This is a genomic window from Alphaproteobacteria bacterium, assembly GCA_030739735.1.
Lineage (GTDB): Bacteria > Pseudomonadota > Alphaproteobacteria > UBA7887 > UBA7887 > UBA7887.
In genome coordinates this window covers 29,320-53,584 of sequence record JASLYQ010000012.1, presented here as the reverse complement: position 1 = coordinate 53,584, position 24,265 = coordinate 29,320, and the positions used below count along the sequence as shown (strand labels likewise).

25 protein-coding genes and 2 tRNA genes are annotated in these 24,265 nt (G+C 62.9%); 17 read left to right on the top strand and 10 right to left on the bottom strand.

The genetic code is table 11. From position 1 onward, the window contains the following. Window positions 1–71: 71 nt before the first annotated feature. Window positions 72–2,099 carry an elongation factor G gene (locus tag QF629_07700; protein ID MDP6013410.1) on the bottom strand — a complete coding sequence of 676 codons (2,028 nt, stop codon included), beginning with the start codon at window positions 2,097–2,099 and terminating at the stop codon, window positions 72–74. A 549-nt stretch (window positions 2,100–2,648) separates the two neighbouring features. Between QF629_07700 and QF629_07695 the strand changes: the two genes are divergently transcribed. Further along, window positions 2,649–3,230, top strand: coding sequence for a c-type cytochrome (locus QF629_07695; GenBank protein MDP6013409.1), 582 nt, complete (start codon window positions 2,649–2,651; stop codon window positions 3,228–3,230). An 11-nt stretch (window positions 3,231–3,241) separates the two neighbouring features. After that, complete coding sequence (locus tag QF629_07690; GenBank protein MDP6013408.1) at window positions 3,242–4,534, top strand: FAD/NAD(P)-binding oxidoreductase; 1,293 nt, start codon at window positions 3,242–3,244, stop codon at window positions 4,532–4,534. Between the two features lie 43 nt (window positions 4,535–4,577). Here QF629_07690 and QF629_07685 read toward each other — a convergent pair whose 3' ends face one another. After that, on the bottom strand, window positions 4,578–5,681 hold the full coding sequence (locus tag QF629_07685; protein MDP6013407.1) for a glycosyltransferase: 1,104 nt from the start codon (window positions 5,679–5,681) through the stop codon (window positions 4,578–4,580). A gap of 101 nt (window positions 5,682–5,782) precedes the next feature. Between QF629_07685 and QF629_07680 the strand changes: the two genes are divergently transcribed. Next, complete coding sequence (locus QF629_07680; protein MDP6013406.1) at window positions 5,783–6,982, top strand: UbiH/UbiF/VisC/COQ6 family ubiquinone biosynthesis hydroxylase; 1,200 nt, start codon at window positions 5,783–5,785, stop codon at window positions 6,980–6,982. Window positions 6,983–6,998: 16 nt separating this feature from the next. Here QF629_07680 and QF629_07675 read toward each other — a convergent pair whose 3' ends face one another. From QF629_07675 to QF629_07655, 5 genes are read right to left on the bottom strand one after another with little or no spacing between them, the layout of a single operon-like run. Continuing rightward, a complete protein-coding gene (locus tag QF629_07675; protein MDP6013405.1) occupies window positions 6,999–7,364 on the bottom strand; it encodes a DUF971 domain-containing protein in 366 nt (121 codons plus the stop codon). Beyond that, a complete protein-coding gene (locus QF629_07670) occupies window positions 7,361–7,576 on the bottom strand; it encodes a Trm112 family protein (protein MDP6013404.1) in 216 nt (71 codons plus the stop codon). Before QF629_07670 ends, QF629_07675 begins: the two co-directional genes overlap by 4 nt. A 14-nt stretch (window positions 7,577–7,590) precedes the next feature. Beyond that, window positions 7,591–8,241 (bottom strand): LON peptidase substrate-binding domain-containing protein, encoded by a 651-nt coding sequence (locus QF629_07665; GenBank protein MDP6013403.1) that lies wholly within the window; start codon window positions 8,239–8,241, stop codon window positions 7,591–7,593. Window positions 8,242–8,254: 13 nt separating this feature from the next. Continuing rightward, entirely contained in the window at window positions 8,255–9,166 is a 912-nt protein-coding gene (gene trxA, locus QF629_07660; protein MDP6013402.1) for a thioredoxin, read from the bottom strand. A 30-nt stretch (window positions 9,167–9,196) separates the two neighbouring features. Then, on the bottom strand, window positions 9,197–9,715 hold the full coding sequence (locus tag QF629_07655) for a prolyl-tRNA synthetase associated domain-containing protein (GenBank protein MDP6013401.1): 519 nt from the start codon (window positions 9,713–9,715) through the stop codon (window positions 9,197–9,199). A 78-nt stretch (window positions 9,716–9,793) separates the two neighbouring features. On the opposite strand from QF629_07655, the gene QF629_07650 reads away from it, so the two are divergent. Next, window positions 9,794–9,868: transfer RNA gene (locus QF629_07650), tRNA-Gly, on the top strand. Window positions 9,869–10,856: 988 nt separating this feature from the next. After that, window positions 10,857–11,435, top strand: coding sequence for an isochorismatase family cysteine hydrolase (locus QF629_07645; GenBank protein MDP6013400.1), 579 nt, complete (start codon window positions 10,857–10,859; stop codon window positions 11,433–11,435). Between the two features lie 256 nt (window positions 11,436–11,691). On the opposite strand, the gene QF629_07640 is transcribed toward QF629_07645, so the two are convergent. Beyond that, window positions 11,692–11,780: transfer RNA gene (locus QF629_07640), tRNA-Ser, on the bottom strand. A 159-nt stretch (window positions 11,781–11,939) separates the two neighbouring features. On the opposite strand from QF629_07640, the gene rplU reads away from it, so the two are divergent. The 12 genes from rplU (at window position 11,940) to QF629_07580 (ending at window position 22,386) form a co-directional block, all read left to right on the top strand. Further along, window positions 11,940–12,257: a 50S ribosomal protein L21 gene (gene rplU, locus QF629_07635; GenBank protein ID MDP6013399.1), complete on the top strand. Its 318-nt coding sequence runs from the start codon at window positions 11,940–11,942 to the stop codon at window positions 12,255–12,257. Window positions 12,258–12,269: 12 nt separating this feature from the next. Next, window positions 12,270–12,548 (top strand): 50S ribosomal protein L27, encoded by a 279-nt coding sequence (rpmA, locus tag QF629_07630; GenBank protein MDP6013398.1) that lies wholly within the window; start codon window positions 12,270–12,272, stop codon window positions 12,546–12,548. Window positions 12,549–12,663: 115 nt separating this feature from the next. After that, window positions 12,664–13,206: a GNAT family N-acetyltransferase gene (locus QF629_07625; GenBank protein MDP6013397.1), complete on the top strand. Its 543-nt coding sequence runs from the start codon at window positions 12,664–12,666 to the stop codon at window positions 13,204–13,206. Continuing rightward, on the top strand, window positions 13,203–14,225 hold the full coding sequence (gene obgE, locus QF629_07620; GenBank protein MDP6013396.1) for a GTPase ObgE: 1,023 nt from the start codon (window positions 13,203–13,205) through the stop codon (window positions 14,223–14,225). Before QF629_07625 ends, obgE begins: the two co-directional genes overlap by 4 nt. Next, window positions 14,222–15,364 (top strand): glutamate 5-kinase, encoded by a 1,143-nt coding sequence (proB, locus tag QF629_07615; GenBank protein ID MDP6013395.1) that lies wholly within the window; start codon window positions 14,222–14,224, stop codon window positions 15,362–15,364. Before obgE ends, proB begins: the two co-directional genes overlap by 4 nt. Next, complete coding sequence (locus QF629_07610; GenBank protein ID MDP6013394.1) at window positions 15,361–16,632, top strand: glutamate-5-semialdehyde dehydrogenase; 1,272 nt, start codon at window positions 15,361–15,363, stop codon at window positions 16,630–16,632. The genes proB and QF629_07610 overlap by 4 nt, the downstream gene beginning before the upstream one ends. Before the next feature lie 14 nt (window positions 16,633–16,646). Further along, window positions 16,647–17,279 (top strand): nicotinate-nucleotide adenylyltransferase, encoded by a 633-nt coding sequence (locus tag QF629_07605; GenBank protein ID MDP6013393.1) that lies wholly within the window; start codon window positions 16,647–16,649, stop codon window positions 17,277–17,279. A gap of 17 nt (window positions 17,280–17,296) precedes the next feature. Further along, the gene (gene rsfS / locus QF629_07600) at window positions 17,297–17,641 is read left to right on the top strand and encodes a ribosome silencing factor (GenBank protein MDP6013392.1); all 345 of its coding nucleotides are present in this window, start codon (window positions 17,297–17,299) and stop codon (window positions 17,639–17,641) included. Window positions 17,642–17,643: 2 nt separating this feature from the next. Then, window positions 17,644–19,200 carry a 2,3-bisphosphoglycerate-independent phosphoglycerate mutase gene (gpmI, locus tag QF629_07595; protein ID MDP6013391.1) on the top strand — a complete coding sequence of 519 codons (1,557 nt, stop codon included), beginning with the start codon at window positions 17,644–17,646 and terminating at the stop codon, window positions 19,198–19,200. Then, entirely contained in the window at window positions 19,187–20,434 is a 1,248-nt protein-coding gene (locus tag QF629_07590) for a peptidoglycan DD-metalloendopeptidase family protein (protein ID MDP6013390.1), read from the top strand. Before gpmI ends, QF629_07590 begins: the two co-directional genes overlap by 14 nt. Continuing rightward, window positions 20,431–21,759 carry a S41 family peptidase gene (locus tag QF629_07585; GenBank protein ID MDP6013389.1) on the top strand — a complete coding sequence of 443 codons (1,329 nt, stop codon included), beginning with the start codon at window positions 20,431–20,433 and terminating at the stop codon, window positions 21,757–21,759. The genes QF629_07590 and QF629_07585 overlap by 4 nt, the downstream gene beginning before the upstream one ends. 141 nt (window positions 21,760–21,900) lie before the next feature. Next, window positions 21,901–22,386 carry an RNA pyrophosphohydrolase gene (locus tag QF629_07580; protein ID MDP6013388.1) on the top strand — a complete coding sequence of 162 codons (486 nt, stop codon included), beginning with the start codon at window positions 21,901–21,903 and terminating at the stop codon, window positions 22,384–22,386. On the opposite strand, the gene atpC is transcribed toward QF629_07580, so the two are convergent. Together atpC and atpD are read right to left on the bottom strand one after the other, a co-directional pair. Beyond that, window positions 22,383–22,811 (bottom strand): ATP synthase F1 subunit epsilon, encoded by a 429-nt coding sequence (gene atpC / locus QF629_07575; GenBank protein ID MDP6013387.1) that lies wholly within the window; start codon window positions 22,809–22,811, stop codon window positions 22,383–22,385. The two genes, QF629_07580 and atpC, sit on opposite strands and share 4 nt — an antisense overlap. A 10-nt stretch (window positions 22,812–22,821) precedes the next feature. Beyond that, window positions 22,822–24,243 carry a F0F1 ATP synthase subunit beta gene (gene atpD, locus QF629_07570; GenBank protein MDP6013386.1) on the bottom strand — a complete coding sequence of 474 codons (1,422 nt, stop codon included), beginning with the start codon at window positions 24,241–24,243 and terminating at the stop codon, window positions 22,822–22,824. Window positions 24,244–24,265 lie beyond the last annotated feature (22 nt).

Genomic DNA, 24,265 nt, shown 5'->3' with positions numbered 1-24,265 from the left:
TGGATTCTAGCGTTCACGCGGCAACTTTTCGCGGCCATGATACCACCAAAAGCCACCCGCCGCGAATTGGGCTACTCGGCGGCGGCCGCCACCACGTCGTCCGCAAGCTTACCGGAGAGCTCTTGCAAGTGCTCGAAACGGTAGTCGTAGGTGCCGACACCGCGACTCAGCGAGCGCAGCTCAATAATCATATCGGCCAGCTCTGACTGGGGCAGAAGCGCCGTTACCTGATCCCAACCGTTCCAGCCCTCGCGTGCCTCAAGGCCGAGAATCTGGGCCCGCCGGCCGCTCAGCAGCCGCTGCACCTGCGGCGTGAAGGTGTTCGGCACATACACCGTGACGTTACTGATTGGTTCGAGCAGGATGGGGTGGCACTTCGGCAGAGCTTCCGACATGGCGATTCGCCCCGCCGTCTGGAAGGCCATCTCCGAGCTGTCCACGGCATGGAACGAGCCGAACACCAAATTGACCGACACATCGACCACGGGGAAGCCGAGCGGCCCTTTCTTGCAATAGCCGCGCGCGCCGGCTTCGACCGCGGGGATGTATTGCTTCGGCACGACACCACCGGCAATGGAATCTTTGAACTCGAAGCCGCTGCCGCGCGGTAGGGGCTTGACGTCGATATAGACATCGCCGAACTGGCCGTGGCCACCGCTTTGCTTCTTATGCCGCCCCTGCACCCGCTCGACCGGGCGCCGCACGGTTTCCTTGTAGGGAATCTTTGGCCGCTCGGTAACCAGTGGCAGGGAGAAACGGTTGCGCAGGCGGTCGAGTGCCACCCTCAAATGCATCTCGCCCTGGCCACGCAGGAGATGCTGATGCGACTCCTGGTCCTGTACCGTGCTTAGCGAGCTGTCCTCCTCCAGCAGCTTGTGCAGGGCGTCCGACAGCTTGACCTCGTCGGCGCGATTTTCAGCCGTGATCGCGAAGGCGTAGACGGGCTCGAGCACTGGCACGACTAGCGCCTCCGGCGCCTCCATCTCCCCGGCGGTCGAGAGCAGCTGGCCGGTCTTGACGCCTTCCATGCGGCCGAGAGCGACGATCTGGCCGGCCTCAGCCTTGGGAATCTTAGTCAAAGTCTGGCCACTCATGCTGTTGATGCTGCCTATACGCTGGCCGGCAAGGCTGACGCCATCGGCAAGGCTACCGCGCCAGACGCGGGCCAGCGAGACCTTGCCCGACGAAGGCAGATTATAGGTCTTGAGAATTTGCACGACCGCATCACCGTCATCGCCAAGACCAACGCGGGCAGCAGTCTCTGCCGCCTCTGGCACATCGTGGCGCAGCGCCTTGAGCAGGCGGCGGACGCCGTTCTCTTGTTCCGCTGTGCCGAGCAGCACCGGCACTAACAGGCCTTCACTGAAGTCCTTGTGCAGGGCGGCGTAGACCTCCTCGTTGGGGGGAATCACGTCTTCCAGCAACTGCTCCAGCAGATCGTCATCAAAATCCGCCAGTGCTTCCAGCAGCTCGGTACGCGCCTGGACCTCGCCCTCGGCCATGGCTTCCGGAATCTGAATCAGAGCGGAGGCTTCGCCCGACTTGTACTGATAGGCGCGCTCGTGCACCAGATCGATATAACCGGAGATCGATTCGCCCTCGCGAATCGGTACCTGTCGCAGCACCAGCGGCCGCTCGGATTGTTCCTGCAAGGCCCCCAACAACTCCGGCACGCCAACCTCGGCGCGGTCCATCTTGTTTATGAACAGCATCATCGGCACACCGTGCCGCTCGAGGAACTTGAAGATTGGTGCCAGTGCGATCACGCGGTCAATTTCGGGTTCGACAACGACCACTGCGGCATCGACACCGACCAAGGCAACCATCGCCTCCTGGATGAATTCGAGGGAGCCCGGGCAATCGAGCACCGTGAAGGTTTCGTCCATATGTTCGAAGGTGACAGCCGATATCTCGACGCTCATCTGGCGCGCCCGCGCCTCGGCCGAGGCGTCACCAACCATGTTGCCTTCCTTGACGCTACCCTTGCGCGGGATCGCGCCGGCGACGAAGAGAAGGTTTTCGAGAAGCGTGGTCTTGCCACTAGAAAACGGGCCGACAAGCGCAATGCTGCGCGGGCCCGAAGGTGCCTTTGTTGCCATCTGGTTGCTGTGCGGTCGGTATAAACCGACCCCTCCCGTGGATGTAAGTGGCGCAGATCGCGCCGGTCGCCGTTGCAGGCGTGTCATCCGCCTGTCAATCTGTTGCCCCAATTCAAGCCGGGAGGGGGCAGCGCTGGCAAGCAAAACCTTGCGAGGTGCGGCTATTCGGCGGGGCTAGCGTCCCACGCAGCAGGAACAGCCCCTCGCCCGAGACGCAGGTGACCTTATCATCCATCAGCTCGCAGCTGAGGGATTCAATAACGAGGTGGCGCGCAAACGGCCACCCTGGCTTGCCAGGATCAGGGCTTCGCGGCCGGGCCCGAGCGGCGGCAGGTTAACCGCCAACACTAGAGCACCGCCGAGCAGCGCCGATGCTTGCCAAATAACCCTGCCGCAAGGCTAGCAAACAAGCCCAGTAGCAAGCCGCCCATCAAGCGCGCGTGTACAGCGCTCTCGAACCAGCGGCTCATACCGATGACCGGATCGCGATTGCGGGCAACTGTGCTATGTTTGACACAGTTGCGATTCGATTGCATTTAGGGGGAGATAATGGGTGGACTCCGATACCTCGGGCAACAGGCTGCCACAGTAGCAGTCCTTACGCTCGCCTTACTGGCCGTGCCAGCAAGCGCCGACGATGGCTTTCGCCTGACACAGACCTGTGCCGGCTGCCACGGCACCGACGGCGCATCGGTCGGGGAGACGATCCCGATCATCGGCGGACAAAGTGCCGAATTTCTCGCTGAGGCCTTGCGCGATTACCAGAGCGGCGACCGCGGTTATTACGTGATGAAGATCATCGCGTCCGGCTATGACGACGATCAAATCGACAGCATTGCCGAATGGCTGTCGAAGCAGACCTGGGTGCCGAGTAGCACCGCCTTCGATGCAAACCTCGCTGCGGCCGGTGCCACGGTAGCCGAAGAGTTCTGCGATGCCTGCCACGGCGCCGGCGGCGTCGGCGCCGAAGCGGCCCCGCGCATGGCGGGGCAGCCAGCAACCTATCTGATCAACTCGAGTCTGGCCTACAAGACCGGCACGCGCAACCATCCGGTTGCCTCCGCCGCGCTCGGCGACATCGACGACACTGACATCGTGGCCGCGGCGCATTACTACGCCAGCCAGCGATAAGGGGGAGATTCATGACCATTACCCGCAGACGCTTTCTGCATACCAGCGCCGCTGGCGCCGGTGCCATCGTCGCATCCACCCTGCCCCTGCCGGCGCTCGCCCAGGGCGAGATCATGCCCAAAACGGGCAAGCGCGTCATCGTTATCGGTGGTGGCTGGGGCGGCAACACCGCCGCCAAGTACATCCGCTTGCAGGACCCCGGCATCGAAGTCGTACTAATCGAGCGCGAAGCCGCCTTCCGCTCTTGCCCCATCAGCAACTGGGTGATCGGCGGCCTCAAGAGCATGGGCGATATCACCGTCAGCTATGAGGGCTTAGTCAACAAACACGGCGTCAAGCTGGTGCGTGGTACGGTGACCGGCATCGATACTGCGGCCCAAACGGTGACTGTGAGCGAAGGCACCATCGCATACGATCGCCTCATTCTATCACCGGGCATCACGCTGCGCACTAGCGAGATAGAGGGGCTGGACGACGCGGCGCCAGGCACCTTTCCCGCCGCCTGGAAAGCCGGCGAGGAGACGGTCATGCTGCGTGATCAGCTGGCCGCCATGCCGGCCGGTGGCACAGTTGCGCTGTCAGTGCCCTTTGGGCCCTACCGCTGCCCGCCAGGACCGTATGAGCGCATCTCGCTGATCGCCGACTTCCTCAAGAACAACAAACCAGGCTCGAAGATCATTGTACTCGACGCAAACAGTAAGATCGTCTCCAAGGGCAAACTGTTCAAGGCGGCCTGGGATGACTTCTATGGCGGCATCATCGACTACCGGCCCGACAACAACGTGGTCCGGGTCGATCCCGCGACACGAACGCTCTATAGCGACTTCGATGAGGTCAAGGCCGATGTTGCCAACGTCATCCCGGCGCAGCAGGCCAACAGCCTCGCCTTCCAGGCCGGTCTGGTGCCTGGCGATCGCCGCTGGGCACCGGTCAACCCCTGGGATTTTTCCTCAACCGTGGCCGAAAATGTGCATATCGTGGGCGATTCCACCGACGGCACAACGGTCGGCAAGGTGCCGAAATCGGGTTACATCGCCAACTCTATGGGCAAGGTCTGTGCCGCTGCCGTAGTGGCCTTGATGAACGGCCGCGACACGCCACGCCCGAGCATGGCCAACACTTGTTACAGCCTAGTCAGCGGCGAGGAAGGAATCTCTGTCAGCGCTGTCTACGACTACAATGACGAGGAAAACCGTATTCTCCCCATCAAGGGCGCCAGCGGCCTGTCGCCCGCGCGCACCCCCTTGATCAAGCAGAATGCCGAAGACTGGGCGCACTCGATCTGGAGCGACATGCTGGGCTGATCAGTACGACATCCGGAAAGGGAGGGCTGCGGCTCTCCCTTTTTTACGTGTAACGCCGGCCTTTCCAGTTGACCCCGCGACCGCGCCACGACGCGATGGCCGAACTCCAGGTCATGGCAAGGTAAAGCGTGCCAATGAACGGCAGCAGTAGCGCCCATGCCGGCGAGCGCCGATAGAAGCGCAACATGGGCTGATAGCTCAGCAGCATCGCCGCCAGGCCGAGCGCCGCGACGACCGCTGGCCAGGCTGGCAGGGCGGGCAACACTAGCAGCGGCGCCCAGAAGGCGAGCACCATCAGCCCCGTGCACAATGCCAACAAAGCCCGAGAATGGTGTAACTGAGTGTAGGCGGTGCGCGCCACCATGGTCCAGATCGGTGCCAGCCCGGCATAAACGCGATGGCTGACCACGCCATGGCTTAGCCCGATCCAGGTGCGCCGGTCGCTGCACTTAACCGCTCCAGCAAGCGCACAATCGTCAATCAGGGTGCTCGACAGCACTGCGAAGCCACCGATCGCGTCGAGTGCCTCCCGCGAAATGAGAATGCAGCCGCCCGCCGCCGCCGCCACCGGGGCCCGCTGCACATTGGATAGGGCGAAGGGATACAGCAGCTTGAAGAAATAGACGAAGGCTGGGATCAAAAGTCGCTCCCATGGCGTCGCCGTCGACAGCGTGGCCATGATCGAGACCAGCGCGGCACCGCTTTCGGCGCGCTTGGCCAGTAGGGCGCCAAGCATGCCTGGGGCCAATGCGATGTCGGCATCGAGCAGCAGCACGAGCGGCCGCGCCGTCTGTTGCCGTCCCTGCTCCAGCGCCCACAGCTTGCCGCTCCAGCCCGCTGGCCGCGGCGCACCGTCGATGACCTGTGCGCCGGCCGCCAGCGCTACCGCGGCCGTGCCGTCACCCGACTGATCGTCTATGACAACGACTTCGAGCCCGTCACCCTGTTCGGCCAGCGCTCTCAGGGTGCGCGACAAGGTCTTAGCTTCATCGCGTGCCGGAATCAGCACCGTAACATCGCCGAGCACCGCTACAACTGTAGCCGGGGCCAGGCGTTCGCGCGTGCCCCACGGCCGCCACGGCAACAGCAGCAGCGCCAACCACATGGTGCCACCTAGAGTGCCCGCCCAGGCCAGCGCCGTCATCATGTTGCCCCCGTCGTCACCGCCCGGTTATAGGGCCTGCGAGAGCCGCGTCAAAGCCGGGGTTCGCACTGGACAATACCGCCCGAAGGATCGAAGCTCACCCTATGGCGGCACGAAATTCCGAGACCCTGGACGCGGACTTGCTGATCGTCGGCGGTGGCATGATCGGCCTGACGACCGCACGCGCCATGGCGGACGTCGGGCTGACTTCCGTTGTTATCGATCGCGAGGCACCGGCCGAGGCGCTTGCCGCCGCAGCTGACGGGCGTGCTTCAGCGCTTGCCGCTGGCTCGGTGCGCCTGATGCGCAATATCGGCGTCTGGCAGAGTATGGTCGACGAAGCGCAACCAATTCTCGAGATCCGGGTCTCGGACGGCGATGCACCCTTCTTCCTGCATTACGACCATAAAGACATCGGCGAGGAACCTTTAGGCTATGTGGTCGAGAACCGGGTGACACGCGCGGCGCTGCACGACGCCATCACCGGGACGCCTAAGGTAACTCACCTGGCCCCCGCCGAAGTCGCCTCGCTTGAACGCAGCACGTCCGGCGTTGCCGCGCGGCTCACCGACGGACGCGACGTGCGGACATGCCTTGCCATTGCCGCTGATGGCCGCACTTCTACAACACGCAATAGCGCGTGCATCGGCGTCAACCGGCTGCCGTATCATCAGACCGCCATCGTCTGCACAGTCGCGCATGAGCGCCCCCATCGCGGCATCGCCCAGGAGCGGTTTCTCGCCGCCGGGCCATTCGCCATCCTACCGTTGTGCCGCAATCGCGCCTCGCTGGTCTGGACCGAGCGCGCGGACCTGGCGCCGGTCATGATGGCGCTCGACGATGACGACTTTGCTGCCGAGATCGCCTGGCGCTTCACCGACTATCTCGGTGAGGTCAAACCGGTGGGGCAGCGCTGGAGCTATCCCTTGTCGCTCTCCTGGGCCTCACGCATGACCGATCGCCGCCTGGCGCTGGTCGGCGATGCCGCACGCGCCATCCATCCGATCGCCGGCCAAGGCCTCAATCTAGGTTTGCGTGACATCACCACTCTGGCCGAGGTGCTAGGCTACGCCGCAGCCCTCGGCCTCGATCCCGGAGCCGCGGCGGGCCTCGCCGAATACGCCCGCCGCCGCCGCTTCGACGTGCTCAGCATGGGTCTCGCCACCGACGGCATCAACCGGCTGTTCTCAAACGACATCGCGCCGTTGCGCCTGGCCCGCGACCTCGGATTGGCCGCGGTCGACAAGCTGCCGCCGCTGAAGCGCGTCTTCATGCGTCATGCCATGGGCCTGCTGCCAATCTGATCGCGGTGTGACGGTATTAGGGATCGCGGCTGAGGCCCTGGGTCTCCAGGCCGGTGAGGTAGGCTTGCCAGAGTTCGTCCTGGTCCTGGCCCATGCGGTAGAGGGTATCCCAGGCGTAGATGCCGCTATCGTGCAAATCGTCGAAGCGTAGGCGGACGGCGTAGTTGCCGACCGGCTCGACGGCCATGATGGCGACATGTCGGCGCCCGGCAACCAGTGTCTTCTGTCCCGGCCCGTGGCCCTGGACCTCGGCCGAGGGACTCTCCACGCGCAATAGCTCGGCCGTCAACGGGAAACTGGCGCCGTCGTCGAAGCGCAGCTCGAGACGGCGGCCGCCGTCGACGAGCCGGATCTCCTCGGGCCAGGGCGCGGCCTCGCTCACGCGGCGGCGCCCTCGTCATCCAGACGCCGTGCCTCGTCAACCAACAAGATGGGGATACCTTCGCGCACCGGATAAGCCAGCCCCGCCTGTTCGCTGACCAACTCCTGGCGCTCGCGATCGTAGGACAACGGCCCATGGCTCAGCGGGCATACAAGAATTTCGAGCAACTTGGGATCCACCATCGGACCCCGCTCGTCACGCTTCTCGGCCATAGGCTCTCTCCTTGTCAGTTGACCATGTCACTCGTATCGCCGCCGTCGAGCGCTGCCATAGCAAGCAGCGATATCATCAACTCGGCCCGGTCGGCCAGATGTGGCGCTTCCAGCAGCGCCTGCTTCTCGTTCGGCGCGAAAGGGCAGGCCATGGCTAGAGAGGTGACGAGCTGATCGCTCGACACCTTCTCAATGGCGTGCCAGTCAACCTCGATGTCGTGTGCGGCTAAATAGGCCTTCAACAACGGCAGAAGACGGTCGCGGGGCACTACCGCCGGATCGGGCATGCGCATGTCCCCGGCGTGGGCCGACCAGTCCGGCCGCACCCGGCGGTAACCCTGAACCAGATCCAGCTCCTCGCGCACGGCGAAGCGGCAAAGCCCGGTCAACGTGATCAGAAAGCAATTATCCTTGGTCTCCGCAAAGCCGCTGATGCGCCCGGCACAGCCGACGTTGTAGAGCGGCGGGTTCTCGCTGGCGTCCGCCGGATCGCTTGGCTGGATCATGCCGATCAGACTCTCGGCCCCGAGCGTATCCTGGGTCATCGCCAGATAACGCGGCTCAAAGATATTGAGCGGCAGGCGCCCGTGTGGCAGCAGCAACACGCCCACCAGCGGGAACACCGCCAAGGTATCGGGCAGCATGGCGAAGGAGCCCGGGCGCATGGCCGCCTGCAACTTAGGAGAAAAGGATCGAGGACAGCCGGCGGCGGCCGTCGATTGTCAGCGGATCAGTCTGGCCGAAGGCATCGAAATACTTGACTAGCTGCTTGCGCGCGGCCTCATCGTTCCAGGCCCGGTCGCGGCTTACAATCTCGAGCAGGATATCGATCGCGCCTTCGCGGTCGCCGGCCACGAAGAGCGCCGCCGCCAGGTCGAAGCGCGCCTGGTGGTCATTCTCGTTGGCCGCCACTTTCGCCCGCAAGGCCTCGGTCTCGCTGTCATCGATCGCGTTCTCGCTTTGCTCGGCAAGCTCGATCGCCGCGCGCGCACCCTCAACCTCTGAGCTACGCGCAAGCTCGGGCTCGAGGCCGTCGAGAACTTCGCGCGCCGCTGCCGCGTCACCGGTCGCCAGTAAAGCGCGGGCGAGGCCCGCCGCAGCCTTGGGATTGTCACTCTCCGCAGCGAGGGCTTGGGAATAGAGGTTGCCAGCACCCTCGGCATCGCCCGCCGCCAGCAACTGCTCAGCCTGCTCCAGGGCGAGCTCGACCTCGGACGGACCGGTATCTCCGGTGAGTCGTTGAATCAAGCTCTTGATCTGGCTCGGCGGCACGGCACCGACGAAACCGTCGACAGGCTGGCCATTGCTGAACGCCAGTACCGTAGGCAGCGACTGCACGCGCAGCTGTTGCGCCAGCTGCTGGTTGGCATCTACGTCGATCTTGACCAACTTGACCGCGCCGCCGGCGGCCTGCACCGCCTTCTCCAGGGCTGGGCCGAGGGTCTTGCAGGGCTCGCACCAGCCGGCCCAGAAATCGACCACCACCGGCACCTCGCGTGAGGCTTCTATGACGTCGGCGGCGAACCCGGCGGTATCCGAATCCTTAATCGCGTCGGCCGGCGCCTCATTGCCGCCAATCATCATTTCCATACTGCCGTCCCCTTCTACGCTGGCCCGAGTCTAGTCCAGCTCCGTTATATACGTCTCGTGCCCACAGGCCGCAATGAACGCTCGCAGATCGGCGCTGGCGATGGTCGTGGTGGCGGTGTTGGCGAGCGGATGATAGTTGAGCCGTTCCTGTTTCAGCATGGCCTTATCCAGCACCACCGTGACCCTGTGCCCTGGATCGTTGATCAATGCGAACGGCGTCACCGAGCCGGGTTCGATGCCAAGCACCTCACGCAACAGATCGGGCTTGCCGAACGAAAAGCGCGGCGCCCCGAGTTGCTTTGCCAGGGCTTTAAGGTCGACAGCCCGTGCCTCATCCGCCACCACCAGCCACAGCCCGCCCTTCTTGTCCTTTAGGAACAGAGACTTGCAATGCCCGCCCGGGATCTCGCCCCGCAGTCGCTGCGCCTCCTCGACGGTGAAGACCGGTGCATGCTCGACCGTCTCACTGGCGATACCGAGCGCTTCGAGACGGGTGAAAAGTCGCGCCTGCGCCTCACTCACCAGGCCACCGCCCGGCCGCCGCAACAGCACACTTGCATCGCCCGATCCATCCCCTATTATCGCGCTCCCGCCGGGCGCCGCCAAGGGCGCCAGGCCTACTGGAGCGCGGGCGTAGCTCAGGGGTAGAGCACAACCTTGCCAAGGTTGGGGTCGTGAGTTCAAATCTCATCGCCCGCTCCAATATTTTTAAAGGGCTTCGGGATCACCTTTATCGCAGTCTATCTTCAGTAAGCACATAGTAAGCGTGCCGAGTGGGAGTCGACCACTGGCGAGCGTTACATTCGGTTCGCTCAGCAAAACTCTCAAAGAGCCACAGTCCCATACCCTGTCGGCATTTTAGCTCCATTTAATGGCTTAGACCTCAGAGAAGAAGCCTGAATTTCTATGGCTCTCCGGCGCCCACCAGACGGCAGCATTGACAACTTTCAAATACTTCCATCAAACTAACAAAAAATAATTATCACTAATTTGGAGGGGAGAGAATAAATGTCAGTTCGGAATCAAATGGGTGTGGTACTGGTCTCTGCAATAAGCGCTTTGTGTGCTACACAAATGGCTTTTGCAGACCATCACGTCAAGAGTGGTACCTATGAGCTTATCCTAAGTGCCGTCACCGACTTCGCAACGGTGGAGCAGTTGGACCATGTGGTTCGAGTGGGGACGTTGGACGGTACGGTAACCATAATTAAGAGTAGCGGCGGCCCATTCGAAGCAGGCTCCAGTGGCACAATTTTGGGTGCTATCTACGCAAAGAAATCAGACGCTGGCATAGATCTAGAGTCGCCCGGCACATTCACTGATTCATCAGGCGACAAATGGTATGCCGTGGCTAGAAGGAGTGCCGGTGACCAATCAGTTGGGGGTGGTGGTGCAGGGCGCCAAGAGATAGCGGGTGGCACGGGAAAATATAAAGGGATAACCGGAACCTGTGAATACATAGTTGACTATTTGCCGGACAGTAAAATTATCACGAGAAGCACTTGTCAGTGGCAACAAAACTAATAAAAACACCTGTAGGTTAATTTGGACAACTTTCGCCTTAATGAGCATGGGAGTCGACAATATGCTGGTACGTTTGGGATTTGCCCTGAGCTTGGCCATCCTTGTCGCAACAACACCGACTTTTGCGGCGGACGATAGCTATCCGGCCGCCACCACGGCCGTGATCATGGTCGACCCCTATAACGATTTTATCTCCGAGGGTGGCAAGATCTGGCCCCGGGTGCAACCGGTCGCGGAAACGGTGAACCTAGTACCCAACCTGAAACGGCTGGTCGAGGCTGCGCGCGCTAGGGGCGTGCATGTCGTCTATGCACCCCACCGTCGCTGGCGTGAGGGCGATTTCGCAGACTGGAAGTTTCCCCACCCTGTGCATCAGGCCGTCGCCAAATACCAAGTCTTCGCGGACGGCACCTGGGGCGGCGAGTGGCATCCTGACCTGCAGCCGCATACGGGTGATGGCGTTGCCGATGAGCACTGGCTGTCGAGTGGTTTTGCCAACACCGATCTTGACTACCAGCTCCGCAAACGCGGCGTCGATCATGTTATCGTGGTCGGCTTGGCTACCAACACCTGTGTCGAGTCGACTGGGCGCTATGCCGTGGAGATGGGCTATCACACCACGTTTCTGAAAGACGCGGTTGCGACTTTCACCCCAGCCGAGCAAAAAGCGGCGATCGAGCTCGATTACCCGCGTATAGCACATGCCGTGCGCACGGTAGACGAGTTTCTTGGTTTGGTTGAGTAACACTGCCCGCTATTGCCAGTCGCCAAGTCGTCAGGCCGGGTGCAAAATTTCGTTTACGCTGGATAGCCCGTGACCCGCATACTTATACAATCGGCTGTCGACCTGCGAACTCTCCGATACGTCTGCTTTTATGCGGGTGCAGGGAGCGGACTTGTGGCGGCGTCTTGCCTTTCCTGATCATTATAGCCTCGCGTCTGTGCTGATGAATCTTTCTGTGACATCGCTCGCGAACGTCAAAGCGGTGATCAAGAAGTAGTGGCGGAGGGGGTGGGATTCGAACCCACGGTACGCAAAGCGCACAACGGTTTTCGAGACCGCCCCGTTCGACCACTCCGGCACCCCTCCACGGGCTCCCTTATCGTGAGGCCGGCGGAACCTAACCCAGGGATTCTGCTGCGGCAAGCGCCCTTGGTGGACGGCGTTGACAGGGCCACGGCAGGCGCTATAGTCGCGCCCTCACGAAATTTGGCGGCACGCTCTGGGCGCCGCACGTTGGGGTGCATCATGTACGCAGTCATAAAGACCGGCGGCAAGCAGTACCGTGTCTCTAAGAACGATGTGATCTCCGTCGAGCGCCTGTCCGGCGAGGCCGGCGACGAGATTGCCTTCAACGATGTACTGATGGTGGGCGAGGGCGCCGAGGCAACCATCGGCACGCCGACCGTCTCCGGCGCTAAAGTAACCGCCACGGTGCTTGAGCAGGCACGGGACGACAAGGTCATCGTGTTCAAGAAGAAACGCCGCCAGGGCTATCGCCGCAAGCGCGGCCATCGCCAGGCACAGACCGTGCTGCGCATCGCCGATATCAGGGCCGACGCCTAGGGAGATAGAAGAATGGCCCATAAAAAGGCGGGCGGCAGCTCACGCAACGGCCGCGATTCGGCGGGCCGGCGACTCGGCGTCAAGAAGTATGGCGGCGAGATCGTCATTCCAGGCAATATCATTGTGCGCCAGCGCGGCACCAAGTTCCATCCCGGCGAGAACGTCGGCATGGGCAAGGACCATACGCTTTTCGCCCTGACCGAGGGCAAGGTGACGTTCCGCTCCGGCCGGCTCGGCCGCACCTTCGTGTCTGTCGATGTCGACACAGTGCGACCGGGCGAATCCTCATAACGGTCGGTGGGTGCCCCCCACTGACGGTGGCGCCCATGTCAAAACGGATCACGCGAAGCAGGGAGATGGGCCACCATCTCCCTTTTTGTATTCCCACTTCGCTAACAGCACGATCATGCTTAGCGGCGCGCCAGAGATTCTCGATGATACCTGCGACGGCATTTGGCTGCGGCCTTTCCGCGCCGGCGACACAGCAGCCCTGCAAGCCATCTGCGCAAGTTGGCGGGTGGCCCGCATGACCTCGCGCATCCCCCACCCTTACCCGACCCGGGCCGCAGCACGCTGGATCGCCAAGCGCGAGGCCTTGGTGGAGAGCGGGCACGAGATCAGCTTTTGTCTCGACAGCGGCGGTCTGATGACGGGCGCGGTCACCTTGCGGCACCAGGGCCACAGGCGCTACGAGCTTGGCTATTCGAACGGCGACACGGAGGGGCAGGGCTTCGCAACGGCTGCGGCGCAGCAGGCTAGCGGCTATGCCTTTGCGGCGCTCAGCGCTAAAAGCGTATGCGTCCGGCATTATTTCGACAATCCGGCCTCACAGCGCGTTTTGGAGAAGTGCAGCTTCCGTTACACTGGCAGCGACTGGCAGTGGCGCCAGGCACGCCAGCAGTTCGTCCCCTGCCGGCGCTATTTGTTGCAAGCGGCGGGCGCACTATGAAGTTTCTCGACGAAGCTAAGATTTTTGTGAAGAGCGGCGACGGTGGCAATGGTTGTGTCGCCTTTCGCCGCGAGAAGTATATCGAGTTCGGCGGTCCGGCCGGCGGCAATGGCGGGCGCGGCGGCGACGTGATGGCCGAAGCCGTGACGGCACTCAACACGCTGATCGATTTCCGTTATCGCCAACATTTCAAGGCACGCCGAGGCAAGCCTGGCGAGGGCCGCGACCGCACCGGCGCCTCTGCGAACGTGCTGACGATCCGCGTGCCCGTCGGCACGGTTATCCTCGAGGACGACAAGGAAACCGTGGTCGCCGATATGACCGCAAAAGGCACAACAGCGACGTTGGCACGAGGGGGCAAAGGTGGTCGCGGCAACGCCGCCTTCAAGACCTCAACCAATCAAGCGCCACGCCGGGCAGAAGGGGGCTTTCCCGGCGAAGAGCGCTGGCTTTGGCTAAGACTGAAGCTGATCGCCGATGCGGGTCTGGTCGGGATGCCCAATGCTGGCAAGTCGACCTTCCTCTCCGTGGTCAGCCATGCCAAACCTAAAATAGCCGACTATCCGTTCACCACGCTCACCCCCCAGTTGGGCGTGGCGCAGGCTGGCGATGGCGAGACCGTCATCGCCGATATTCCGGGACTGATCGCGGGCGCTCACGAAGGCACGGGCCTGGGCGATCGCTTTCTCGGCCATGTCGAACGGTGTAGCGCCTTACTACATCTGATCGACATCAGCGCCCAGGATCCGGTCGCTAACTGGCATACGGTGCATGCAGAGCTCGACGCATACGGCCATGGCCTTACCGAGAAGCCGGAAATCGTCGGCTTGAGCAAGTGCGACCTGGCGGACGATGAGATCATCGCCGCGATCCGCGCTGAGCTAATCGCGGCAGGAGCAAGCCAGGTGCTGGCGCTGTCGTCGGTCACGGGTGCAGGCGTCAGAGAAGCGCTTGCCATCATCGCCGCGACCGTCGCCGAGAGCCGCGCCGATAAGGAGCCGGTGCTGTGGACGCCATGAACGAGAACCGCCTCGCTGCCGCCCGTCGGGTGGTGATCAAAATCGGCTCTTCCCTGTTAACCGAGGTGGATGACGGTTCCCTGCGCGAAGATTGGCTGGCGGCGCTCGCCGAAGACATCGCGGCGTGGCGGTCGCGCCACCGCGAGGTAGTGGTAGTCTCATCCGGCGCCATCGCCGTCGGTCGCCGTGCCCTCGGCATCACCGGCGCAACCCTCAAGCTTGAGGAGAAGCAGGCCTGTGCCGCGGTCGGCCAGATTCGTCTCGCCCATGCCTATCAGGCAGCGCTCGACCGTCACGGCATCACCGTGGCGCAGGTGCTACTTACGCTAGAAGATTCCGAGCACCGGCGGCGCTATCTCAACGCCCGCAGCACCATCGACCAGTTGCTCGGAATGAACGCCCTACCCCTGATCAACGAGAACGACACGGTGGCGACAGCCGAGATCCGTTTCGGCGATAATGACCGCCTTGCAGCGCGCGTGGCACAGATGGCAAGCGCCGACGTGCTAGTACTGCTCTCAGATATCGACGGCCTCTACACCGCTGACCCTGCGCACGACACCGGCGCCGAGCGGTTAGAGGAAATCACCGCCATCACGCCGGAGATCGAAGCCATGGCCGGCGGCAGCCGCAACTACGAGGGCTCGGGCGGCATGATCACGAAGCTCGCCGCCGCACGCATCACCACAGGCGCGGGCTGCCACATGGTGATCGCCAAAGGCGCTGCCAGCCATTGCCTGCGTGACCTGGAACAGGGTGCAGCCTGCACTTGGTTTGTGGCGGCCGGAGAGCCACGCACGGCGCGCAAGCATTGGATCGCCGGCACGCTGCAGCCACAAGGCGCGTTGGTGATCGACGACGGCGCAGCACGGGCCCTCGCCAGGGGCCGCAGCTTGTTGCCGGCAGGTGTCGCCGTGGCGGAGGGGCGCTTCGAGCGCGGTGATCTGGTTCTCGTGCGCGACCACGAAGGCCGCGAACTAGGCCGAGGCCTCTGCGCCTATGGCAGCGAGGACGCGGCGCGTATCGCCGGCCACAAAAGCCGTGAAATCGAGTATATCCTTGGCTATCGTGGCCGCGAGGAGATGATTCACCGGGACGATCTGGTGCTTGTTCTGGATACCTCAGGAGAAAACAGATGAGCGACGGCAGCGAAAACATCACTGCCATGATGCGGACCCTGGGCGAAGCCGCCAAAGACGCTGCAGCGACGCTCGCGCGGACCTCGACCGAGACCAAGAACGTGGCCTTGCGTGCCGCTGCCGAGGCCATGCGAGCCGACACAAAAACCCTGATTGAAGCCAACGCTCAGGACATTGAAGCGGCCCGCGCACGCGGTATGACGGATGCGCTGCTCGACCGTCTGGCGCTCGATCCAGCACGCGGCGAGAGCATTGCCGCAGGGCTGGAGGCGGTTGCTGACCTACCCGATCCGGTCGGCCTCAAGATCGACGAATGGAAGCGCCCAAACGGCCTCAGGATCGGCCGCGTGCGGGTGCCGCTCGGTGTCATCGGTATCATCTACGAATCGCGACCCAATGTGACGGCAGACGCCGGCTGTCTATGCCTCAAGTCTGGCAATGCGGCTATTCTGCGCGGCGGCTCGGAAAGCTTCCATTCCTCGCGCGCCATCCACGCGACGCTGGTGCAGGGGCTCAAGGTTGCCAGCCTGCCCGAAGCCTGTATCCAGCTCGTGCCCACGCGCGATCGCGCCGCGGTGGGCGAAATGCTGACCATGGTGGACTATATCGACGTGCTGGTGCCGCGCGGCGGCAAGTCGCTGGTAGCGCGCGTCGCCGAAGAGAGCCGGGTGCCCGTACTCAAGCATCTCGACGGCATCTGCCACGTCTATGTCGATGGCGCGGCAGAGGCCGATATGGCGGAATCCATCTGCCTCAACGCCAAGCTGCGGCGCACCAGCATTTGCGGCGCGGCCGAGACCGTACTAGTCGACAAAGCGGCGGCGGCGGAGATTTTACCGCAGTTGGTCAAGAGCTTCCTGGACGCGGGCTGCGAGGTGCGTGGCGATGCCGAGACGCGAGCGGTGGATGACCGGGTCATAGTCGCTAACAGCGAGGATTGGGATGCTGAATATCTCGACGCCATCATCGCTATCAAGACGGTCGATGGCGTGGACGAGGCGATCGCCCATATAGACGCGCATGGCTCGCATCACACCGACAGCATCATCACCGAGGATAAAGAAGCGGCTGAGCGCTTCCTCGACCGCGTCGACAGCGGCATCGTGCTGCACAACGCCTCGACCCAGTTCGCCGACGGCGGTGAGTTCGGCATGGGAGCCGAGATCGGCATCTCCACTGGCAAGCTGCATGCACGTGGGCCGGTCGGGCTGGAGCAGCTGACCAGCTACAAATACGTCGTCCACGGCAGCGGACAAACCCGATCCTGAGCGCGCCAGGTGCCATCGCCGGCGAGTTGGCGCGGCTCGGCAGAGCCCGGCGCGTGGGCCTGCTTGGAGGCTCGTACAATCCCGCCCATGCCGCGCATCGGCGCATCAGCCTGCGGGCCGTGCGCCTGTTGCGGCTCGATGAAGTGTGGTGGCTGGTCTCGCCGCAGAACCCGTTGAAAGGGAGCAGCGAGATGGCGCCGTTGGCCGCACGCCTGGCCCAGGCCCGACGCTGCGCTGGCCATGGCCCGATCCGCGTCACGGCGATTGAAGCGGCCCTCGGAACCCGCTTTTCACATGATACGGTCCGCATCCTTCGCCGACGCCTGCCGAAGGCCCGTTTCGTATGGATCATGGGCGCCGACAACCTGGCCCAACTGCATGCCTGGCACCGCTGGCCGGAGTTGCTACGCATTGTCCCCGTTGCGATTTTTGCCCGCCCGACCTATTCTCTGAGAGCGTTTAGGTCACCGGCAGCAAAGCGATTCGCGAGGTTTCGCAAGCCTGCAAGAAAGGCTACCAGTCTGGTCGGAGCGCCAGCGCCAGCATGGGCGTTCGTAGGCGGCGCCCTCGATCCTCTCTCGGCGACGGCAATACGGCAGGCCGGGACCTGGAGCGACGGTGCAATTAAGAAGAGGAGCGTAACATAAGCGAAGCTAGCCAATCCTTGCGTGCCGAAGCAGTCCGCCTGCTTGCCACCGGCTCGCTCGAGGAAGACCAGGCTGAGGACGTGACCGTCATCGACCTCGTCGGCAAGACAACCATCACCGATACCATGATCATCGCCAGCGGCCGCTCCCATCGGCATGTTGTAGCGATCGCCGAACATCTCGTCGAGTGCTTGAAGAAGAGCGGTTTTAGACCCGTCGGCACTGAGGGCCTGGCCCAAGGTGACTGGGTGCTGATCGACGCCGGCGATGTCATCGTTCATGTCTTTCGTCCAGAAGTCCGTGACTTCTACAATTTAGAAAAGATGTGGTCGATGCCGCTGCCCGAGATAGCCACCCAGTAGCCATGGCAAGCTCACCTGTCGTTCTATGTATTCTCGACGGCTGGGGTGATGGGACCGCGAGCAGCGACAATGCCATCGCCGTGGGTGCCACGCCGACCTGGGACCGCTGGCGCGCGACGCGCCCCTGCAGCCAGCTCGACGCCTCGGCCATCGCCGTCGGTCTGCCCGCAGCCCAGATGGGTAATTCCGAAGTTGGTCACATGAACATCGGCGCCGGGCGTGTAGTCCTCCAGGATCTGTCGCGCATTGACGCGGCCGTGGCAGACGGATTTCTCTGTACCATGCCGGCGCTGACGGATTTCATGACCAAGCTCAACCGAAGCGGCGGCGCTTGTCACCTGTTCGGACTGCTTTCGCCGGGCGGCGTGCATTCCCATCAGGACCACATGGTGGTGCTTGCCCGGGCGCTGTCTGCCGCCGGCATTCCGGTGCGTGCGCATGCGCTGCTCGACGGCCGCGATACACCGCCACGCAGCGCGGACGGCTTTATCGCTGCATTCGAGGCCGAAATCGCAGACCTGCCCGATGTCTCGCTAACCAGCCTGTGCGGGCGCTATTACGCCATGGATCGCGACATGCGTTGGCAACGCACTGAAACTGCCTACAACGCCTACGTGCTGGCCGAGGGACGCCGCTTGGAAACTGCCGCAGCGGCAATTTCTGCCAACTACGCCAAGGGTGTGAGCGACGAGTTCGTGTTGCCAACGCTGATCGCAGATGCGGTGCCCATGTCAGATGGTGACGGCATACTGATGGCGAATTTTCGTGCCGACCGCGTCCGCCAGATCCTGACCGCCTTGCTCGACCCGGAATTTGATGCCTTCGTGCGGCGTCACCGCGTCACTTTCGCCGCAGCGCTCGGCATGACCCGTTATGCCGCGGCGCTCGATGCCCTACTCGGTACCATATTCACGCCGCTCGACCTCAGCAGCACCCTCGGCGAGACCGTCGCCGCCGCCGGCTTGCGACAACTGCGCGTCGCCGAGACCGAAAAATATGCCCATGTGACGTTTTTTCTCGATGGCGGTTGCGAGAACGAGCACGAAGGCGAACGCCGCGTTCTCATCCCCTCACCGCAGGTCCCGACCTACGACCTCAAGCCGGAGATGTCTGCGGCAGAGGTGACGGACGTTGTGGTGGCCACACTGGATAATGGCGAAGCCGAGCTGGTGGTGGTCAACTACGCCAACCCCGACATGGTCGGCCACACAGGCAACATGAGCGCGGCCAAGCGCGCGGTCGAAACGGTAGACGTATGCCTCGCCCGTATCGAGACGGCGGTGCAGCAAGCCGGCGGCATGCTGTTGGTCACAGCGGACCACGGCAATGTCGAGCAAATGCGCGATCCGGAAACCGGTGAACCTCATACGGCGCATACACTTAACAAAGTACCGCTGGTGCTCGCCTGCGGCACGGCGGAAGGTCTTGAGGACGGCAGCCTAGCGGATGTCGCACCGACGGTGCTTGCCATGATGGGCCTCGCAGTGCCAGCCGAGATGTCCGGGCATTCTCTGCTCGCCCTCGCCGCACCTAAGCCCCAGCGCAGTGCGGCAGGATGAGCGCCGGCGTCGACCGCTTCTCGCCGCGGCGCTAGCCGCGACAGTTTCCACCGCGCCGACAGACGGCCTGACACAAGAGAGCAGCGGCAACACGGGCCGGACCCTCGATGCCGTCGAGCGCGCGTTGGAAGAAGGAGGGGCGCGCGAGGCAGCGCTTGACCGGGAGGCCCATGCGGTCGCTGCCGAGATCGCGACGATCCGCGGGCAGCTTATCAACACCGCCGCGGCCGTCCAAGAGCAGGAGACCCGTCTCGGTGACAGCGAGCGCGCGCTGGCCGATATCGAAGCGCGACAGACGACCGCCAAAGCCGCCTATACCCGGCATCGCGCTGGCCTCGAATCGGCATTGGCAGCGCTGACGTGGGTCGCTCGCACCCCGCCGAGCGCAATGCTCGGAAGACCTGCTGAGTGGGCCAATACAGTGCGCAGCATCGTCCTCCTCGATAGCGTGGTGCCGGAGCTCCAACACCGCTCCATCGCCCTAGCGGAGGAGCTGCGAGCCTTGGAGGTCTTGCGGCTGGCAGGCGCCCAGGCTAAGCAAAACCTCGCTGATGCCAACGCCCTTTACAACAGCGAACAGACCCAGCTGCACCACTTGCTGGAGCGCAAGTCAAGCCTGCAAGCGGCCATGGTGGCCGAACGCCGGGATCTGGCGGCGGAAATGCTGGTGCTGGCGGCAAAAGCCGAGGACCTAAAATCGCTGGTCGAGCGCATCACCGTGGAACAGGCGGCTAGGCGCGAAACTCTGGATGAGCCTTCCACCATCGCGCTTACCGAGCCCGGCGCCAGCCTGGCCCCGGCGGCACCAACAAAGGTGGTCGCCCTACCCGCAGCGCCTGGGTCGAGCCTGCCCTATCCTACCCATGGCCAAGTGGTCGAGCATTTCGGCGAGCCCCTCGCAGCGGGTGGCGCTAGTCTTGGTATCCGCATTGAGGTTCGCCCCGGTGCCCAAGTTGTGGCCCCGCGCGCGGGCTCTGTGGTTTTCGCCGGCCCGTTCCGCAACTATGGGCAACTCTTGATCGTACAGCATGCGGGCGGATATCATACGCTCTTAGCTGGATTCTCCCGTGTTGACGCCATGGTCGGACAATGGCTTGGAGCGGGAGAGCCTGTCGGCAGTGTAGCGGTTTCCTCCGATGGCCCTACGCTTCTATATGTCGAGATTCGTCATGGCGGCGAACCCATAGATCCGATCCCATGGCTCGCGTCAGGTGAACGAAAGGTCAGTGGATGATCCGCAAGTTGCTAATCGCCGGTGCCGGCGTTGTTACATTTCTGGGTATCGCCAGTGCCGCCTGGGCGGCCAATTCCGATACCTATCGCCAGCTCAACCTGTTTGGCGACGTATTCGAGCGCGTGCGCTCGGAATTTGTCGAGGAAGTGACCGACGAGGAGTTGATCCGCGCCGCCGTCGAGGGCATGTTGCAGACGCTCGATCCTCATTCGAGCTACATGCCACCACGTGACTTCAAGGACATGCAGGTGCAAACTCGCGGCGAGTTCGGCGGGCTCGGCATCGAGGTCACGATGGAGAACGGCCTGGTCAAGGTGGTCTCGCCGATCGATGACACTCCAGCCTCACGCGCGGGTATTCTCTCAGGCGATATGATCAGCCATATCGATGGCGAACAGGTGCTCGGTCTAACCCTGTCCGAAACAGTCGAGCGCATGCGCGGCCCAATTGACTCCGAGATCACCATTACCGTATTGCGCGAAAGCGAGCCGGCGCCATTCGACGTTCATCTGGTCCGCAACGTGGTCAAGATCCGCTCAGTGCGCTGGCGCCGCGAAGACGATGTCGGCTATGTGCGCATCACCTCGTTTACCGAACAAACCCAGGACGGGCTCAGGGAAGGTATCGCCAAGCTGCGCCACGAGATCGGCGACCGGATGAAAGGCCTGGTGCTCGACCTGCGCAACAATCCGGGTGGTCTGCTTGATCAGGCTATCTCGGTTTCCGACAGCTTCCTCGACCAAGGCGAGATCGTGTCCACGCGCGGGCGGCGCAGCGACAGCGCCCAGCGCTATAATGCAGAGCTTGGCGACCTGACCGACGGCCTGCCTATGGTGGTGCTGATCAACAGCGGTTCGGCATCGGCCTCTGAGATCGTCGCGGGTGCGCTGCAGGACCATCGCCGTGCGGTGGTGCTCGGCACGCGCTCCTTCGGCAAGGGCTCGGTGCAAACGATCATTCCGCTGCCAGGCAACGGCGCCATGCGTTTAACCACAGCGCGCTATTACACGCCGTCGGGGCGCTCGATCCAGGCGACCGGCATTGAGCCCGATATCACCGTCGAGAGGACCTTGCTCGAAGCGGTGGAGGACAGTGACCAGCGGCGCGAGTCGGACCTGCGCGGCGCTCTCGATGCTCCTGCGGACGGCGACGCCGAGCCGACCGATGAGGGAACGTCGGGGGATGTGGATGTTGAAGCCGAGCCCGATGCCGAAGCACCGCCGACCGAGGCGCGCTCCGGCATGGACAGCGGATTGATCGACTTTCAGTTGCAGCGTGCGCTCGACCTATTAACGGGCGTGGCGCTTTTCGACAAGAAGGCATGAGGTGGGCACTGTCGCGGGCTACCGCTGCGGCCGCACTTATGGGCTGCCTAGCCAACCACCTCTGTCGAACCTGCTGCCCTACGAAGTTGCCTTAGCACCGCTGATGGTCATGCTCGCGCGCCGAGCGCAGACCGCCGCAGGATGAGCGCTGACGACCGCCCCTACCGGCTCTGCGTCGGCGTGATGCTGCTGAATGCTCAGGGTTGCACCTTCGTCGGCTGGCGCAAAGGCATGCGGCGGTCAGCTTGGCAGATGCCCCAGGGCGGCATCAACAAGGGGGAATCACCACACAACGCGGCGCTGCGCGAGCTGGCCGAGGAGACCGGCGTACAAGCCGTCGATATTCTCGGAGAGAGCGATGACTGGCATCATTACGAGCTGCCGCGAGCCATCTCGGGCAAAGCTTGGCGTGGGCGCTACCGCGGTCAGAAGCAGAAATGGTTCGCGATGCGTTTTCTCGGTCAGGATTCCGACGTGAATCTGGAAACCCATCATCCCGAGTTTGAGGACTGGCGCTGGATCGAGCCCGAACGCCTGCCCGAGCTGGTAGTCTCGTTCAAGCGCGCCGTCTACGAGGCCGTGATTGAGGAGTTCCGACCCATCATCGAAAGCTTGCGGACAGATTAAACGCCGGTCTTAAAGTAACTCAACGCCTCGACGAGTGCTTGGGCGCGGGTCAGTTTGGTCTCAGCCTCCGCGCGCGCCTCATCATCGCCGGCGTCTTCCAACGCCCGCTCAGCGCGGGTCACGGACGCTTCGGCGCCGGCGCTGTCGATATCGGAGAGCAGCAAAGCCTCCTCAGCCAACACCGTGCAACGCTCAGGCGTCACTTCGGCGAAGCCGCGCGAGAGGAACAAGCGGTCGCTGACCTCGCCGGCGTCGTGGATTTCGAGCACCCAGTCGCGCAGACCTGCTATCACTGACGCGTGGCCGGGAAGAACGCCGAAGTCACCTTCTTCACCCGGCACCACCACCATGTCTACCTGGCGCGAGATCAGCAGCTTCTCGGGCGAAACGAGTTCGAAGGCTACCTTATTTTCGGCATCCGCCATATTGTGCGCCTCAGGCGGCCTCTGCCGCCATCTCCTTAGTCTTTTCACGCGCCTCGTCAAGGTCACCGACCATGTAAAATGATGCCTCAGGCATGTCGTCGCATTCGCCGTCACAGATCGACTTAAAGCCGGCGATGGTGTCTTCCAACGAGACTAGCTTACCGGCGGTACCAGTGAAGACCTCAGCCACGAAGAAGGGCTGCGAAAGGAAGCGCTGGATTTTGCGTGCCCGGGCAACGGTGAGCTTATCCTCTTCCGACAGCTCGTCCATGCCCAGAATGGCGATGATGTCCTGCAGCGACTTATAGGTCTGCAAAATCTCCTGCACCCGGCGCGCCACCGCGTAATGCTCCTCGCCGACGATGCGCGGATCGAGCATACGCGAGGTGGAATCGAGCGGGTCGACCGCGGGGTAGATGCCGAGCTCGGCGATCTGGCGGCTCAACACCGTGGTCGCATCAAGATGGCTGAACGAGGTCGCCGGCGCTGGATCGGTGAGATCGTCTGCCGGAACGTAAATCGCCTGCACCGAGGTGATCGAGCCCTTGTTGGTGGTGGTGATGCGCTCCTGCAGGTTGCCCATGTCGGTGGCCAGTGTCGGCTGATAACCCACCGCGCTCGGAATGCGGCCGAGCAGCGCCGACACTTCTGAGCCCGCCTGGGTGAAACGGAATATGTTATCGACGAAAAAGAGCACGTCCTGGCCTTCTTGGTCACGAAAATACTCGGCCACCGTCAGGCCGCTCAGTGCGACGCGCTGACGCGCGCCGGGCGGCTCGTTCATCTGGCCGTAAATCAGAGCCGCCTTGGATTCGTCACCATCGAGGTCGATAACGCCAGATTCAATCATTTCGTGGTAAAGATCGTTACCCTCACGCGTACGCTCACCCACACCGGCAAACACCGAGAACCCGCCATGCGCCTTGGCGATGTTGTTGATCAGCTCCATGATGATCACGGTCTTGCCCACGCCAGCACCACCGAACAGGCCGATCTTGCCACCCTTGGCATATGGCGCCAGCAGGTCCACGACCTTGATGCCCGTGGTCAGAATCTCGGCCTCGGTCGACTGGTCGACGAAATCGGGCGCAGGGGCATGGATTGGCGCCGTTTGCTTTACCTTGATCGGGCCTCGGTTGTCGATCGGCTCGCCCACGACATTGATGATGCGGCCCAGCGTCTCACGGCCCACGGGCACCTGTATGGGTTGGCCCGTGTCGCGGACCTCGGCACCGCGGACTAGGCCCTCGGTGGAATCCATAGCCACGGTGCGTACCGTATTCTCGCCCAGATGCTGGGCCACTTCCAACACTAGGCGGTTGCCCTGGTTATCGGTTTCTAACGCACTCAGGATTGACGGCAGTTCACCTTCGAACTGCACATCAATCACGGCGCCTATCACCTGGGTTATGCGTCCGACAGAGTTACTCATGGGTTTGCTCCCGATCTCCACG